The organism is Zoogloea sp., assembly GCF_044344315.1.
Taxonomy (GTDB): domain Bacteria; phylum Pseudomonadota; class Gammaproteobacteria; order Burkholderiales; family Rhodocyclaceae; genus Zoogloea.
The window spans coordinates 21,469-37,218 of the sequence record NZ_JBIJDC010000007.1; the positions used below are offsets into that span (position 1 = coordinate 21,469).

The 15,750-nt window shown below is 65.3% G+C and carries 14 protein-coding genes; 6 read left to right on the forward strand and 8 right to left on the reverse strand.

Features of this window, described 5'->3' with window-relative positions; genetic code table 11:
• Positions 1-34: 34 nt before the first annotated feature.
• The 6 genes from ACIQ09_RS02690 to ACIQ09_RS02715 all read right to left on the reverse strand — a co-directional run bounded on the left by ACIQ09_RS02690 (position 35) and on the right by ACIQ09_RS02715 (position 5,851).
• Entirely contained in the window at positions 35-1,276 is a 1,242-nt protein-coding gene (locus ACIQ09_RS02690) for an Eco57I restriction-modification methylase domain-containing protein (RefSeq protein WP_398305713.1), read from the reverse strand.
• A gap of 97 nt (positions 1,277-1,373) precedes the next feature.
• Positions 1,374-2,597: a radical SAM family heme chaperone HemW gene (hemW, locus tag ACIQ09_RS02695; RefSeq protein WP_398305825.1), complete on the reverse strand. Its 1,224-nt coding sequence runs from the start codon at positions 2,595-2,597 to the stop codon at positions 1,374-1,376.
• Positions 2,598-2,641: 44 nt separating this feature from the next.
• Positions 2,642-3,235 carry an RdgB/HAM1 family non-canonical purine NTP pyrophosphatase gene (gene rdgB, locus ACIQ09_RS02700; protein ID WP_398305716.1) on the reverse strand — a complete coding sequence of 198 codons (594 nt, stop codon included), beginning with the start codon at positions 3,233-3,235 and terminating at the stop codon, positions 2,642-2,644.
• Between the two features lie 23 nt (positions 3,236-3,258).
• Entirely contained in the window at positions 3,259-3,999 is a 741-nt protein-coding gene (gene rph, locus ACIQ09_RS02705) for a ribonuclease PH (RefSeq protein ID WP_296410163.1), read from the reverse strand.
• A complete protein-coding gene (locus ACIQ09_RS02710; RefSeq protein ID WP_398305721.1) occupies positions 3,996-4,904 on the reverse strand; it encodes a PP2C family protein-serine/threonine phosphatase in 909 nt (302 codons plus the stop codon). The genes rph and ACIQ09_RS02710 overlap by 4 nt, the downstream gene beginning before the upstream one ends.
• The gene (locus tag ACIQ09_RS02715) at positions 4,901-5,851 is read right to left on the reverse strand and encodes a serine/threonine protein kinase (RefSeq protein WP_398305724.1); all 951 of its coding nucleotides are present in this window, start codon (positions 5,849-5,851) and stop codon (positions 4,901-4,903) included. The genes ACIQ09_RS02710 and ACIQ09_RS02715 overlap by 4 nt, the downstream gene beginning before the upstream one ends.
• 86 nt (positions 5,852-5,937) lie before the next feature.
• On the opposite strand from ACIQ09_RS02715, the gene ACIQ09_RS02720 reads away from it, so the two are divergent.
• The 6 genes from ACIQ09_RS02720 to ACIQ09_RS02745 are packed head-to-tail and all read left to right on the forward strand — an operon-like array spanning position 5,938 to position 11,534.
• Entirely contained in the window at positions 5,938-6,804 is an 867-nt protein-coding gene (locus ACIQ09_RS02720; RefSeq protein WP_296566318.1) for a YicC/YloC family endoribonuclease, read from the forward strand.
• Between the two features lie 11 nt (positions 6,805-6,815).
• Complete coding sequence (gmk, locus tag ACIQ09_RS02725) at positions 6,816-7,430, forward strand: guanylate kinase (protein ID WP_398305727.1); 615 nt, start codon at positions 6,816-6,818, stop codon at positions 7,428-7,430.
• Between the two features lies 1 nt (position 7,431).
• Positions 7,432-7,647: a DNA-directed RNA polymerase subunit omega gene (gene rpoZ / locus ACIQ09_RS02730; protein WP_398305730.1), complete on the forward strand. Its 216-nt coding sequence runs from the start codon at positions 7,432-7,434 to the stop codon at positions 7,645-7,647.
• Positions 7,648-7,672: 25 nt separating this feature from the next.
• Complete coding sequence (locus ACIQ09_RS02735; RefSeq protein WP_398305733.1) at positions 7,673-9,883, forward strand: RelA/SpoT family protein; 2,211 nt, start codon at positions 7,673-7,675, stop codon at positions 9,881-9,883.
• Between the two features lie 38 nt (positions 9,884-9,921).
• The gene (locus tag ACIQ09_RS02740; RefSeq protein WP_398305736.1) at positions 9,922-10,110 is read left to right on the forward strand and encodes a DUF3460 family protein; all 189 of its coding nucleotides are present in this window, start codon (positions 9,922-9,924) and stop codon (positions 10,108-10,110) included.
• Between the two features lie 8 nt (positions 10,111-10,118).
• Positions 10,119-11,534 carry an exonuclease domain-containing protein gene (locus tag ACIQ09_RS02745; RefSeq protein ID WP_398305739.1) on the forward strand — a complete coding sequence of 472 codons (1,416 nt, stop codon included), beginning with the start codon at positions 10,119-10,121 and terminating at the stop codon, positions 11,532-11,534.
• A 44-nt stretch (positions 11,535-11,578) separates the two neighbouring features.
• On the opposite strand, the gene ACIQ09_RS02750 is transcribed toward ACIQ09_RS02745, so the two are convergent.
• Together ACIQ09_RS02750 and ACIQ09_RS02755 are read right to left on the reverse strand one after the other, a co-directional pair.
• Complete coding sequence (locus ACIQ09_RS02750; protein WP_398305742.1) at positions 11,579-14,650, reverse strand: efflux RND transporter permease subunit; 3,072 nt, start codon at positions 14,648-14,650, stop codon at positions 11,579-11,581.
• Positions 14,647-15,738, reverse strand: coding sequence for an efflux RND transporter periplasmic adaptor subunit (locus ACIQ09_RS02755; RefSeq protein ID WP_398305745.1), 1,092 nt, complete (start codon positions 15,736-15,738; stop codon positions 14,647-14,649). Before ACIQ09_RS02755 ends, ACIQ09_RS02750 begins: the two co-directional genes overlap by 4 nt.
• Positions 15,739-15,750 lie beyond the last annotated feature (12 nt).

Consider the following 15,750-nt stretch of genomic DNA (forward strand, 5'->3'; position numbering starts at 1 on the left):
CCATCCGCCGTTTACGCCCCTTGACGGTGCGTTTTCAGGCCGTGGGGGGAAGGAAGGCCTCAAAGGCGTTGGGCAGGGGGGCGTTCTCGAGGCTGCGCTGGGTAAACAGGTAGCGGCCATCGCAGACGAAGCCCAGATCGGCCCAGTCGACGGTGTTCAGCGCATCCCGGAAAGCGGCGAGATCCAGGTCTGTCCGATGCGGAAACACGCCGAGCACGGCGCCGTCGAAATTCGGGCAGGGGTGGGTGAAGAAGGGCTGCGGCCGGCGCGTCTTGGAGTTCACGTAGACGCGCGGTGCTGCTGTCTGCGGGTAGCCGCGGCCCCATTGCCACCAGTTGGTTGCGTCGAAGGGGCGAATGCGCCTGGCCAGCAGGCGATCCCGGTGGGGGAGCAGTGCATCGGGTGCGGGCTGGCCGGGTTCGCACCAGATCATGCGGCGGGTCTGCCCGCTGGCGATGGTGCCGGAGCTGACGAAATCCCGGTTGCCGTGGAGGTCGCTGACGTAGATCTGGTCGGCACCTGACACGGCCCCCACCTTAACAGCCGCCACATCGGCCAAGCTGAGGCTGTACTCGCCGCGGCTGAACAGGAGGTGGCCCGCGCATTCGGAAAAGTGCCGGTATTGCCAGTGGGGGTGGTCCAGGCTGTGGGCGACGTCATCGCCCTGGCCAATCTGGGCCCAGGCGGTGTTGTGGGACAGGTTGTCGAGCTCGTAGCGCCAGATCAGACAGTTGGGCAGGGCGTCGGCAAAGACGCGGGCGTCACCCAGCTCGATGGCGTGGGTGATGGTCCCGCGCTCATGGAGCCAGCGGTTGAGGCGACGGGCGCTGGTGGATTTGAGGAAATCCCGCGGGGTGATGAAGATCAGCTCGCCCCCTGGCGCCAGGTGCCGTACGCATTTCTCGATGAAGAAGAGGTATAGGTTGCTGCGGCCATCGAAACCGTCCTGGTGCAGCAGGACCCGGGTGCTCGGGGCGATGTCCTGGTAGCGCACATAGGGTGGGTTGCCGATCACGGTGTCGAACTTCTCACTTTCCGGGTAAGCGAAGAAGTCCATGTTGTGGCCGCCTGGTGGGCACTGACGTGCATCCAGCTCGATGCCCACGGCGCGGTGCAGGTGTTGCAGGAAGGCGCCGTCACCGCAGGAGGGTTCCAGCACTCGGCCAGCATTGTGGCGAAGGCGCAGCATGGCCCGGACGACGCGTTCGGGGGTGAAGACTTGCCCGAGGCTGGAAGGGTCGGGAGCAACGACAGACGAAGCGGGTGCTGAGAGCATGGAGAAGGTCGGGCAGGAACACCGCGGATTATGCCGCAGGTGGTGAGGCTTGGGGCTGCACCTGCCGGAATTGGCGCGCTGGCTTCGCGCTGACGGTTCAGCCTGGCAAAAAGAGCATCAGCAGCTCGTTCAGGAAGTGGCGTCCCTGTGTTGTCGGGCGAAGGGTCTCTCCGTCGGCTTCAATCAGCCCTTGCCGGGTGGCCTTGATCAGGCCAGCTTCGGCGGCTTCGAAGGGCAGGCCGGTGCGCTCGGCAAACAGCCGGCGCGGGAAGCCCTGATTGAGGCGCAGGGCGTTCATCATGAACTCGAAGGGCAGTTCGGCGCTCCCGATGGCGCGTCTTTCCTGGACAAAGGCGCCGGTGTCCCGCGCCGCCAGGTAGGCTGCCGGGTGCTTCGGCCGGGCTTCCCGAACGATGCCTTCGTGGGAAGAGAGCTTGCCGTGGGCACCGGCACCTATCCCCAGGTAATCACCAAAGGTCCAGTAGTTGAGGTTGTGCCGGCATTCCCGGTTGGGGCGGGCGAAGGCGGACGTCTCATAGTGGCCATAGCCGGCCCCGGCCAGCCGGGCTTCCACCAGGTCCTGCATGTCGGCGGAGGCGTCCGGGTCCGGGATGGCGGGCGGGTTGGCGGCGAAGGCGGTGTTCGGCTCCAGGGTCAGGTGATAGCAGGACAGGTGCTGGGGCGCCAGGGCGATGGCCATGGCGAGATCGGCTTCCGCTTCGGCCAGGCTCTGGCCGGGCAGGGCATACATCAGGTCGAGGTTGACCGCCTCGAAATGGGTGAGCGCCGCTTCGGCGGCGGCGATGGCATCGGCACGGCCGTGAATGCGCCCGAGGGCCTGGAGATGCCCTTCGTTGAAGCTCTGGATGCCCACTGAAAGCCGATTGACGCCGGCCTGCCGGAAGGCCCGGAAGCGGCCCGCGTCGACGGTGCCCGGATTGGCCTCGAGGGTGATCTCGGCCATCGGGTCGAGCATCACGCGCATGCGGATGGCGGTGAGCAGGGTGTCCAGCCCATCCGGGCTCATCAGGCTGGGGGTGCCCCCGCCGATGAAGATGCTATGTACACGCCGGCCCCACACCTGGGGCAGCGCTCCCTCCAGATCCGCGATCAGGGCTTCGATATAGGCGGCTTCGGGAATGCCATCATCACGAACGCCATGGGAGTTGAAGTCGCAGTAGGGGCACTTCTTCACGCACCAGGGAAAGTGCACGTAGAGCGCCAGCGGGGGCGAGGCGGTGAGCCGGGATTCCCACTGGCCCGCGGTGGGCGGGCGAGGGGTGGCTCGGGGCGTGATCGGGATGATGCGGGCTTCGGACATCGGGGCGGGGTGGGTGGCAGCGCCCTTGTTGGCGCCGGGGTTCATCAGATGGGTTCGGCGCGCAGCTTGTCGAGCAGTTGCCGGAAGGCGTTGCCCCGGTGGGACAGGACGTTCTTGAGCTCGGCGGGGATCTCGGCGGCGGTCTGCTCAAGCTCGCTGACGAGGAAGAGTGGGTCGTAGCCGAAGCCGGCCGTGCCGCGGGGTGTGGCGAGAATCTCGCCGTGCCACTCGCCACAGGCGATGAGGGGTTGTGGGTCGTCAGCATGGCGGACGAGGGCCAGGGCGCAGTAGAAGCGCGCCCGGCGGTCGGCCTGGCCGGCGAGCTTTTCAAGCAGTAGCGCGTTGTTACGTTCGTCTGACTTGGGTTCGCCGGCAAAGCGTGCCGAGATCACGCCCGGTGCGCCACCCAGGGCTTCGACACACAGGCCCGAGTCATCGGCCAGCGCCGGGAGGCCGGTGCTGCGGGCGGCATGGCGGGCTTTGGCGATGGCGTTCTCGACAAAGCTCGGGTGGGGCTCCTCGGCCTCGGTGACGTTGAAGGCCGATTGGGGCAGCACTTCGATGCCGAGGGGTGCGAGCAGGGCGGAGAGTTCCTTGAGCTTGCCGGCGTTGCCGCTGGCCAGGACGAGTTGTTTCATGGGGTGCCTCGCTTTCGTGGCGCTCAGGCTGGAATGCCGAGAGCCTTTTTTTGCTCCACGACGAGTTCGGCAATGCCGGCGCCGGCCAGTTCCAGCAGGCTGTTCAGTTCGGTGCGGGAAAAGGGCGCGCCTTCGGCGGTGCCCTGGACTTCAACAAAGCCGCCCGAGCCGGTCATCACCACGTTCATGTCGGTTTCGCAGTCGGAGTCTTCCGGGTAGTCCAGGTCGAGGACAGGGACGCCCTTGTAGATGCCCACCGAGATGGCGGCGACGAAGTCGCGCATCGGGTTGGCGGGCAGCTTGCCGGCCTTGACGAGGCCGTCGAGGGCTTCATGGACGGCAATGCAGGCGCCGGTGATGGAGGCGGTGCGGGTGCCGCCGTCGGCTTGCAGCACGTCACAGTCGATGGTGATCTGACGCTCGCCCAGGGCGGCCATGTCCACCACGGCACGCAGGCTGCGTCCGATCAGGCGCTGGATCTCCTGGGTGCGACCGCTCTGCTTGCCCTTGGCGGCTTCACGGGCGCTGCGGGTGTGGGTGGAGCGGGGCAGCATGCCGTATTCGGCGGTCAACCAGCCCTGACCCTTGCCGCGCAGAAAAGGGGGCACGGACTCTTCGACGCTGGCGGTGCACAGCACGCGGGTATCACCAAACTCGATGAGCACCGACCCTTCGGCATGGCGGGTGAAGCCGCGGGTGATGCGGACGGGGCGGAGCTGGGCAGGCGTGCGGCCACTGGGGCGGGCGAAGGGGGTGTCGGTCATTTGAATTTATGGATGGCTGCGTTGATTTCACGGATGGCGCGTTCGATCTCGTCTTCACTGAGATCTTCCTGGTCGCGCTTGTTACGTCCGAAGCCCTCCATCTGGGTGGTGAAGGCATCGGCGGGCATGGTACGGGTGGAGACCGTGTCGGGGGTGTCTTCCTGGTGGTCGTCGTGCCAGGTCATGGCGATCAGGGTCATGTTGTCGCACTGGGCGCCGCCGAGGGCCTCGGCTTCGTCCATGAGCTGCGGGACACCGTCCATGACCCGGCCGTCGGCCAGGGTTTGAACCAGGGTGTCGCTATCGAGAGGCCCCCAGACGCCGTCCGAGCAGATGGCGATGACGTCTCCATTGATGAGGGGGGTACCTCGGGAGAATTCGATCTGTGGCGGGTGGCTGCCGCCCAGGCAGCTGAAGATGCGGTTACGGCCCGGGTGCACGGCGGCGCTTTCGGCGTCGAGGAGGCCTTGGTCGAGCATCAGCTGAACCCGTGAGTGGTCTCGGGTCTGGGTAACCAGCTTGCCTTTGCGGATCAGGTAGAGGCGCGAGTCGCCCGCGTGGGCCCAGTGGGCCACGCCTTCCTGCACCAGACAGGCAACGATGGTGGTGCGGGGAATGTCGGCCAGGTGCTTGTCGAAGGCGTAATCGAGGATGGCGTGGTGGGCATTGCTGAGCACCCGCGACAGGAACAGGATCGGATCGGTGACCTTGGGGCGGGCTTCCTGCTGGAAGGACTGGGCGATGAACTGCACCGAGATCTGGGCTGCGACTTCGCCATAAAGGTGGCCGCCCATACCGTCAGCCAGGACCAGCAGCAGTGCGTCCCGCGTGTACGAATAGGCGACGCGGTCTTGGTTGGTGCGCCGCTTGCCGACCCGGCTCTCCTGGAAAATGGTGAATCTCATGTACGGCCTATCATTGTCTTTAATCGTGAGCCCAGCCCTTCAAGCCAGGTTTTCTGAACGGGGGGCGCTTCGCGGTGGCGTTGTGCAAGCACCTTCTGCAGGGCGAAGCAGCTCTGCGGGCGCTTCAGCGGATCGAGTTGCAGGCACCAGTCGATGGTCGCCAGAAAGTGGTGGGAGTATTTGCCCGCCCACTGCTCGGTTGCTGGAACGACGTTGTCGCTGTTGACGCGCTCATCCGAGCGCTGAGGTGAGTTGCCAGCCAGGCAGGCGTACATGCTGGCGCCTACGCTGTAGATGTCGCTCCAAGGGCCGAGGGCGTCCCGGTTGTTGAACTGCTCCGGGGAAGCGAAGCCGGGCGTGTACATCGGTTTCAGGATGGGCGTGTCCGACATCAGGGTTTGCCGGGCCGCGCCGAAGTCGAGCAGCACCGGGGTGCCATCGGCCCGCAGATAGATGTTCGAGGGCTTGATGTCCAGGTGCAGCAGCTTGTGGGCGTGCACCTCGCGCAGGCCATTGAGCATGCGTGTGAAGACACCGCGAATGAAGCGCTCGCGGACGTTGTTCTTGTTCTTTTGGGCGTAGTCGTGGAGCGTCCGGCCTCGTTCGAACTGCATCACCATGTACACCGTGCCGTTGGCGCGGAAGAAGTTGAGCACCCGCACCACATTGGGGTGCACCAGCTTGGCCAGGGCCCGCCCTTCTTCAAAGAAGCACTTCATGCCGTAGCGGAAGGCCCCTTGGTGGGCTTCAGTGACATGGGGCGTGACTTCGCCCTCGGCCCGCAGAGCAAGGGAGTTGGGCAGGTATTCCTTGATGGCGACAGGCGTGCCGTCCTGGTCGTAGGCCAGGTACACAATGGAAAAACCACCCAGCGAAAGCTGCCGCTCGACCCGGTAGTGGTCGAGCTGAAATCCGGACGGGAGGGCGCAGTTCTGTTGAGTGGCCATCAGGCGGGGCGCTACACTTCGTCTTTTGGTGGCAATCTGACTCGCTAGTGTAGCCGCGGATTGCCGCTCTATCTCGGGAAAAAATGATGATTCACAGCATGACGGGTTATGCCGTCCAGACTCGCGACCTGGGCCGCGTGGCATTGCATCTCGAACTGCGGAGTGTCAATTCCCGCTATCTCGATCTTGCCTTCCGGATCAATGATGACCTGCGCCAGGCCGAGCCCATGTTGCGCGAGGCGATCACCGCCAAGTTGCGGCGGGGCAAGGTGGAGTGCCGTTTCAATCTGCAGGCCAAGGATAACGCAGCGCGCGACATTTCCATCAACGGCATGGTGCTGGGACAACTGAAGGCGGCCCAGGCCGCCATCCAGGCCGAGCTGCCCCAGGCGGCACCCCTGTCGGTGGTCGAAGTGCTGCGCTGGCCCGGTATTCTGGCTGACGACAGCGTGACCTTCGAGGCCATGCAGCCGGAAATCGCCGCAACCATTGCCGTGGCCCTGGATGAGTTGATTGCCACGCGTCGGCGTGAGGGCGACAAGCTGGCCGAGATGATCCGCGGGCGCATCGCCCACATGCGTCAGTTGGTGGCTACCGTGCAGCCCCGGGTGCCGGCGCTGGTCGCCGAATATCAGGAAAAGCTTGCCACCCGCCTGCGGGATGCGGCAGCTACCCTCGACGACGACCGCATCCGCCTCGAGGTCGGACTCTTCGCCCAGCGCGTGGATGTGGCGGAGGAGCTGTCCCGCCTGTCCACCCACCTGGATGAGGTGGAGCGGATCCTGAAGGTGGGTGGTTCGGCCGGCAAACGCCTGGATTTCCTGATGCAGGAGCTGAACCGCGAGGCCAACACCCTGGGTTCCAAGGCCATGGCTGCCGACATGACGGCCATTGCCGTCGAACTCAAGCTGGCCATCGAACAGATGCGCGAGCAGGTGCAAAACATCGAGTAGGAGAAGGCCCCATGCCCGGCACACTGTTTATCGTTACCGCCCCCTCCGGCGCCGGTAAGACCACCCTGGTCAGCGGCCTGCTGGCCCGCGACCCCCTGGTCAAGCTCTCGGTGTCCTACGCCACCCGCGAACCGCGCGCCGGCGAGGTGGATGGCACGCATTACCATTTTGTCGATGTGCCCACCTTCCGCGCCCTGCGCGACAAGGGTGAATTCCTTGAGTGGGCCGAGGTCCACAGCAATTACTACGGGACTTCCCGGGCCTGGCTGGAGGCGCAGATTGCGGGTGGCAACGATATCCTGCTGGAGATTGACTGGCAGGGCGCGCAGCAGGTGCGCAAGGTCTTCCCGAAGGCGGTTGGGGTGTTCATCCTGCCCCCGTCGCTGGAGGAGCTGGAGCGACGCCTGCGCGGCCGTGGCACCGACTCCGAGGATGTCATTGCACGCCGGGTGCTTGGCGCCCGGGGCGAGATGCGCCATGTGGCCGAGTTCGACTACGTTATAATCAACGAAGACTTGCCCGTCGCCCTCGAAGATCTGGTTGCGGTGGTGCGAGCATCACGGCTTCGCTACGCCAACCAGGAGGCACGCAAGCCGGAGTTTTTCCATTACCTGGAACAGGATTGATATGGCCCGCATTACCGTCGACGACTGCCTGAAAAGAATTCCCAACCGCTTCCAGCTCACCCTGGCGGCCACCTATCGTGCCCGTCAGCTGACGGCCGGCGCCACCCCCCAGGTGGACCTGGACCGCCACGACAAGGACAAGCCCACCGTGATCGCCCTGCGCGAAATTGCCGCCGGCAAGGTCGGGGCTGAAATCCTCAACCGCGGTCAGGCCTGAGCGCCTTTCCCGAGAGAGTGATGTCATGGAATCCGCCGCCCCGATCCCCGTCAGTGGTAGCGGCGTTTTCCAGCCTCCTCCCTCCTGTGTCCTGCCCCTCGATTTCGGACGCCTGAGGGCCCAGGTAGCGGCCTACCTTCGTCCGGAGGACGTGGGCCGCATCGAAGCCGCTTACCATTTTTCTGCCGATGCCCATCACGGGCAGGTGCGCAAGAGCGGCGAGCCTTACATTTCCCATCCGGTTGCTGTTGCCGAGATTCTCGCTGGCTGGCACCTGGATGCACAGGCCCTGTGTGCGGCCCTCCTCCATGACGTGATGGAGGACACCCACATCACCAAGGCCGAGATCTCCGAGCGCTTCGGACGCACCACGGCAGAGCTGGTTGATGGGGTCTCCAAGCTCGACAAGATCGAGTTCCAGTCCCAGGAAGAAGCCCAGGCCGAGAACTTCCGCAAGATGCTGCTGGCCATGGCCAGCGACCTGCGGGTGATCCTCATCAAGCTGGCCGACCGTCTGCACAACATGCGGACGCTCGACCACATGCGTCCCGACAAGCGACGCCGTATCGCCCGCGAAACCCAGGAGATCCACGCGCCCATCGCCAACCGGCTGGGGCTCAACAGCCTGTATCGCGAGCTCCAGGAGCTGGCCTTCAAGCACCGCTACCCGATGCGTTTCAGCGTGCTGTCCAAGGCCATCCTGGCGGCCCGCGGCAACCGGCGTGAAGTGGTCGGCAAGATCCTCGTCGCCATCGAGGAGCGCCTCCCCCAGTGGGACATCCAGGCCGAGGTGCGCGGGCGCGAGAAGCACCTTTACAGCATCTACCGCAAGATGGCCGAGAAGCGCCTGAGCTTTTCCCAGGTGCTCGACATCTACGGGTTCCGCGTCATCGTCCCCGACATCCAGACGTGCTACCGGGCCCTCGGTGCGCTGCATGCCCTCTACAAGCCGGTGCCCGGCAAGTTCAAGGACTACATCGCCATCCCCAAGGGAAACGGCTACCAGTCCCTGCACACCACGCTCATCGGGCCTTTCGGTACCCCGGTCGAGGTGCAGATCCGCACCCACCAGATGAACCATATCGCCGAAAGCGGCGTGGCCTCCCACTGGCTGTACAAGGAAGACGAAAAGACCCTCACCGAGCTCCAGCACAAGACCCATAGCTGGTTGCAGTCCCTGCTCGAGCTCCAGTCCACCTCGGGCGATTCCAGCGAATTCCTGGAGCACGTCAAGGTCGATCTCTTTCCCGGCGAGGTCTACGCCTTCACCCCCAAGGGCAAGATCTTTGCCTTGCCACGGGGCGCAACGGTGGTGGATTTTGCCTATGCAGTGCACACCGATGTGGGCAACCGCTGCGTGGCCGGGCGCATCAACGGCGAACTGATGCCCCTTCGCACCGAGCTGCATAACGGTGACCAGATCGAGATCATCACTGCGGCCCACGCCAGCCCCAATCCGGCCTGGCTGAGCTATGTGCGTACCGGTAAGGCGCGAGCCCAGATCCGGCATTTCCTCAAGAACGCCCAGCAGGAAGAAGCGTCGACCCTGGGCGAGCGCCTGCTCAACCAGGCCCTGCGGCCCCATGGCCTGACCCTGGGCCAGGTGAGCATGTTTGCCTGGGACCGCTTCCTCAAGGAATTCACACTGCCCAATCGCCGCGAGCTGATGACCGACATTGGTCTCGGGCGCCGCCTGCCGGCCATCGTGGCGCGCCGCCTGGCCGAGATCCAGGATGTGGAGTCGGGCCGGGCCGACGTGGTCAAACCCAAGCCCGCCGGCGCCATCCTGATCCGTGGCACCGAGGGTGTGGCGGTGCAGCTGGCCCGCTGCTGTCGCCCCATTCCGGGCGATCCCATTGTCGGTATCATCCGCAAGGGCCAGGGCCTCGAAGTGCATATGCACGACTGTCCCCAGGCCCGCAAGCTGCGCAGCGAGCGGGATCGCTGGATCGATGTCGAGTGGGAGGCGTCGTCCGACCGCCTCTTCGACGTAACCCTCAAACTGCTCACCCAGAACGTGCGCGGGGTGCTGGCCAAGGTCGCCAACGCCATCTCCGAGCAGGACTGCAACATCCAGAACGTGAGCACCGATGGGGAGCAGGGCGCCTACTCCACCATCTACATCACCCTGCAGGTGACCCATCGCCTGCACCTTGCAAAGGTCATCCGCGGGATGCGCAACATCCCCGAGGTGGTCCGTATCAACCGTCTCAAGGGCGACCAGAAAAGCGCCTGAGGCTGCTAGAATCCACGCCGCTAAAAGGGAGATCAGACATGGCAGGTTACGAATCCGAGCACACCAAGTTCATGCGCGAATGGATGGAGAAGCATCCGGAAGAGCGCGAAGAGCAGAAAAAGGGCCGTGCCCTGTGGTGGGACAAGCCCCAGAACGCCGAGACCACCCGGCAGTACGCCGAGGGCCAGGTTCCGACCAAGGCCTATCCCTACTCGACTGAAGGTTAAGCGGCGGATTGTTCGCGCCACGGCTCGCCTTCATTGATGTCGAAACCACCGGAGCCAATCCGGTGGTTGATCGAGTTACCGAGATTGCTGTCCTGCGGGTCGAGGACGGCGAGCTGGTTGAACGCTGGTCAAGCCTGGTCAATCCGGGCATTCCCATTCCTGACAATATCCAGGCCCTGGTCGGCATCACCGATGACATGGTGGCCGATGCGCCGGCCTTTGCCGAGCTGACCGCACAGGTCCGGCGGTTGTTTGCCGACTGCATCTTCGTCGCTCACAATGCCCGCTTCGATTACGGTTTCATCAAGAACGAATTCCAGCGCATTGGCGAGCGCTTCGACGCGCCGGTGCTGTGCACCGTCAAGCTGTCCCGCGCCCTGTACCCCCAGCACCACAAGCACGGGCTGGACGCGCTGATCGAGCGTCACGGCCTCACCTGCTCGGCCCGCCATCGGGCCATGGGCGATACCGAAGCCCTCTACCAGTTTGCCGGCATCGTCGCCGCCACCTTCGAGCGGAATGTGCTCGACATGGCCATCGTCAAGGCCATGAAGGCGCCAAGTCGGCCAGCTGGTCTGCCGGAGGGCGTGCTCGAGGGTATCCCCGAAGGTCCGGGGGTCTATGTTTTTCATGGCGAGAATGATCTTCCGGTTTATGTGGGCCGCGGCGTCAGCCTGCGCTCCCGGGTGATGAGCCATTTCTCGTCCGAGCATCGCAATAGCAAGGAAGCCAAGATCGCCCAGAACGTGCGGCGGGTGGATTGGCATGTGACAGCGGGTGAGCTGGGGGCGCTGCTCCTTGAATCTCGCTTGCTGCGTCAGCTGAAACCCGCCGAGAATCGCCAGTTGCGGGATGCAGAGGCGGTGTTCGGGTTGCGTTATGACCCGGCCCGCAAACGCGGCCCGGTGTTGCTGCGGGAGAGCCTGAATGGTGCCGACCCCCTGGCCGGGGCTGCGCTATATGGGGCGTTTCGCAGCAAGAAGGAGGCGGACGCTGCCCTGCGCGAATTCGCCAGTCTCTACCGTCTGTGCCCCAGGCGCCTTGGCACGGAGCCCTGGAATGACGGCCCCTGCCTGGCCCACTCGGCCAAACGCTGTGCCGGCGTGTGCGCCGGCAAGGAAAGCCCGGCGGAGCACGACGAACGCCTTCTTAAGGTGCTGGAGAGCCTGCGCCTGAAGCGCTGGCCCTGGGGGGGGGCGGTGATAGTCCGGGAGGCGCACCCCGAGACCGGCCGCCTGGCCTTCCACCTGCTGGATGCGTGGTGTGTGCTGGGGACGGTGGAAGACGAATCTGCCCTGGCCGCGCTCATCGCCGCACCGCCAGCCCGATCCTTTGACCTGGATACCTATCGCATCCTGCTGCGCTGGCTTGAGACGCCTGCTGGCAAGGCTTCCGTCAGCGTCGTGTCCGGGGCGCCGGCATAGCCGGATGAGCCCTGGGGCGGCCATCACCGCCCCGCGCCCCCGATCTACCCCCGCGCCGGATCCGGCACAGTCTTTCGGCGTCGCTCGCGCCAGCCTTCCACCAGCGAATACACCGCCGGCACCACCACCAGGGTCAGCAGGGTCGAACTGACCATGCCGCCGATCACCGCAATGGCCAGGGGCTGGTTGGTCTCGTTGCCGGCGCCAAAGCCCAGCGCCGCCGGGGCCAGGGCCAGGATCACCGTGGCGGACGTCATCAGCACCGGACGCATGCGGATCGGGCAGGCATTGCGCAGGGCGGTGTCCACGGGCAGGCCCTCGTCGCGACGCTGGTTGGTGAGGTCCACCAACAGGATCGAATTCTTGGCCACCAGGCCGATCAGTAGCACCAGGCCGATCATCGAGTAGATGTTCAGGGTGTGGCCCGTGGCCCACAGGGCCGCCACGCCGCCGACGATGGCCAGGGGCTGGGCCAGCATCACGATGAAGGGCTGGACAAAGCTGTTGAACTGGCTGGCCAGCACCATGTAGAGCAGGGTCAGGGCCAGGGCAAAGGTGAAGCTCATGTACTTCTGGGTCTTGCCGAACTCCTCGGCCTGGCCGATCAGCTTGACCTGGTAGCCCGTGGGCAGCAGCTCTGCGGCGCTGCGCTTGACCACGTCCACCGCTTCACCCAGGGGCAGGGTCGGGGAGGCGTAGAAAGTGGCGGCGTATTGCAGGTCGAATCGCCCGACGACGGCCGGCCCCAGGGTTTCCCGGAAGCTGGCCACGCTGTCGAGGCGCACCAGCTGGCCCGACTTGTTGCGCAGGAAGATCTTCGACAGATCGGATGGCTGAGTGAAGCTGCCTTCCCGAGCCTTCACCCGAATGTCGTAGCGCTGGCCGTCGCCGGGCTCGTCACTGTATTTGGCGATGTCCACGCCGCCGGTGAGCATGTTGATGGCCAGGGCCACGTCCTGGGTGCTCAGGCCGGCGTCGGCGATGCGCAGTCGGTCGGGCGCGAAGGCCAGCTGAGGGAGGTCGAGCTGCAGGTCGGTGTCCATGCGGCCAATGCCGGGGATGGTGGCCAGCTTGCGCTGCAGGGCCACCGCATGGCGGCCGAGTTCCTGCAGGTTCTCACCCGTCAGCACGAACTGCAGCGGCTCGCCCCGCTGCCCCTGGACCATCGGATACGGTGCGGCAAACACCCGGGCGCCAGCGACCTGGCTGAACTCCTTGCGCAGCAGCGGGATCACGTCCTGCTGCTTCACGCTGCGCTCCTCCCGCGGAACCATGCGCACCACCACCGTACCCTGGTTGACCTGCCCGGCCGTGCCGAGGCCGATCAGGGCGAACTCGGAGCGGATCTCCGGGTGCTGGTCGAGGATGGCTTCCACCTCGCGCAGTTTGCTGTCGGTGTAGTCGATGCTCGAGCCCAGGGGCGTGCGCAGGGACACCAGGAAGCGTCCCTCGTCCTGTTCCGGAGTGAAGGCCTTGCCCACATGGGTGAAGAAGAAGGCGCTGGAGCCCACCACGGCCAGGGTGGCCAGCAGCACCCACAGGCGATGGGTGAGGGCGCCTTCCAGCAGGCGCACATAGATGGCGTCCAGGCCGGCGAAAAGGCGGTCGAAGGCCCGGTAGATGGGGCCGTGCTGCTTCTCGACCCGCAGGTAGCGGGCGCACAGCATGGGCGTCAGGGTGAGGGACACGAACAGGGAAACCAGCACGCCAAAGGTGACCACCAGGGCAAAGCTGCGGAAGAACTGGCCGATGATCCCGGAGATGAAGGCCACCGGTGCAAAGATGCACACCAGCGACAGGGTGGCGGCCATGACGGCGAAGACCACCTCGTTGCTGCCATTGATGGCGGCCGATACCGGGTCCGGATCCAGCTCTTCCCGATGCCTGAAGATGTTCTCCAGCACCACGATGGCGTCGTCCACCACCACCCCGATGAGCAGCAGCAGGGCCAGCATGGTCAGGGAGTTGAGGGTGAAACCGGCAAAATAGATGACGGCGATGGCGCCCATCAGGGACACCGGGATGGCCAGGGCGATGATCAGGGTGGAGCGCACCGAGCGCAGGAAGATCCAAACCACCAGGGAGGCCAGCAGGGTGCCCTCGATCAGGTGCTCCTTGAGGGAGTCCACGATCTCGAGGATGAAGACCGCATCATTGGAGACCACCGACAGGCTCATGCCCGGTGGCAGGGCCGGGCGCAGCTCCCGTTCCACACGCTCCAGGATGCGCTCGGTGATGGCCACCGTGTTGGCGTTGGCGATTTTCACCATGCCCAGACCCACGGTGGTCTTGCCGTTGAAGCGGGCCAGCTGGCGGTTGTCGGTGAGGCCGTCCTCGATCTCGGCCACGTCACCCAGACGGATCGGTGCCTTGTTGCGCCAGGCAACGATGAGGCCCCGTAGCTCGCCGACCTGATGGAACTCCAGGTCGAGCTTGAGCAGGCTTTCGGTTTTCTGGCCGACCACGAAGCCGCCGGCAAGCTGCACATGCTCCCGGGCAAAGGCGTCACTGATGTCCTGGGCAGTGATGGTATGGGCTGCCATGCGGTCCGGCAGCAGGTTGACCCGTATGGTGCGGTCACGGCGACCACCGAGGCGCACCTCGCCCACGCCGTCGATGGTCTCCAGGCGCTTCTTGAGCACGTTGAGGGCGTACTGGTTGAGCTGCTGCTGGGTGCGGTCGCCCTGCAGGGCCAGCCACATGATGGGCTGGGCGTTGGTCTCGACCTTGGCGATGACCGGCGGGTCCACATCCTTGGGCAGGCGGCGCAGCACCTGATTGACCTTGGACTGGACCTCGTTGAAGGCCACGTCCACCTTCTTTTCAAGGGCGAAGGTGATGTTGACCACCGAGACGCCGGGCGATGAGGTGGACTGCACGTGCTCGATGCCCGGCACGCTGTTGACCGCCGATTCGATCACGTTGGTGATGCTCGAATCGACGATGTCCGGGTTGGCGCCCTTCAGTGCCGTGGTGATCGAGATCACCGGAAATTCGATGTAGGGAAAGCGGTCCATGCCGACCCGCTGGTAGCCGATCACCCCGACCAGCACCAGCACGGCGCTCATCATCCACGCCAGCACGTGGCGCTTGATGGAAAGCTCGGGCAGGGTCATGGCTTGCGGGCGGGCGCTGCCTTGACGTTGACGGCGGCACCGTCACTCAGGAAGCCTGCGCCGTCCTCGGCGACGGTTTCGCCATCGGCCAGACCCTTGGCAATCTCCACCCGGCCATCGCGTTTGGCGCCCACTTCAACCACCCGCTGGACGGCCTTGCCGCCGGCGATCACATAAACCACCTTGCCGGCCGGGCGTAGCACCACGCTCTGTTCGGGCACCATCACCGCTGCGGCCTTGTGCCCGGTGACGATGGACGCATTGACGGTGCCCCCCGAAAGCAGGCTGCCGTCGTTGCTGACCCGGACGAGGACATCCAGGGCCCGGCTGCTGTCGTTGATGGTGGGCTTCACGTCTTCCACCGTGCCCTCGATCACCTTGCCCGGCAGGTGGGGCAGGCTCAGACGTACCGGCTGGCCGGCGCGGATGCGGCCTGCAGCAGATTCCGGATAGGGCAGGTGGGCGCGCAGGATGCGGTTGGAGATCAGGCGGAAGAGCGGATCGCCCACCTTCACATAGTCGCCGGGGGAGACGATCTGGGTTTCGATGATGCCATCCACCGGCGCCACGACCCGGGTGCGCCCGAGATCGTTTCTGGAAGCACTTTCCCGTGCCCGGGCGGTGGCCAGCTGGGCGCGCAGGGCATCCCGCTGGGCCAGGCTGTCTTCGGCGCCATTGCGCGAGATGAAGCCTTTGGCGACGAGGTCTTGCTGACGTTCGGCGAAGCGCTCGGCCTGGGCCACCAGGGCTTCCAGGCGGGCAATCTCGGCACCATCGACCCGGGTCTGGATGGCGAAGTCGGAGGCATCCAGTTCGGCGAGCAGCTGTCCGCGCCTGACCTTGTCTCCGCTATGGGCCACCACCCGGGTGACCCGACCTGCCACCTCGGCGCCGATGCTGGGGTCGATCAGGGCCTCCAGCGTCCCCAGGGTGTCCTCGGTGATGTCGAGGGCCGCGCTGCGGGCGACGGTCGCCGTGATGAGGGTGGGCGGCGGGCCGGCGGGCTTGTCGGATGCCGGCTCGGGTTTGTTGCCGCAGCCGGCAAGCCCGAGGGCAAAGAGCAGGGTGACGCGGGGCGCGAAACGCATGATCGTGGCCAT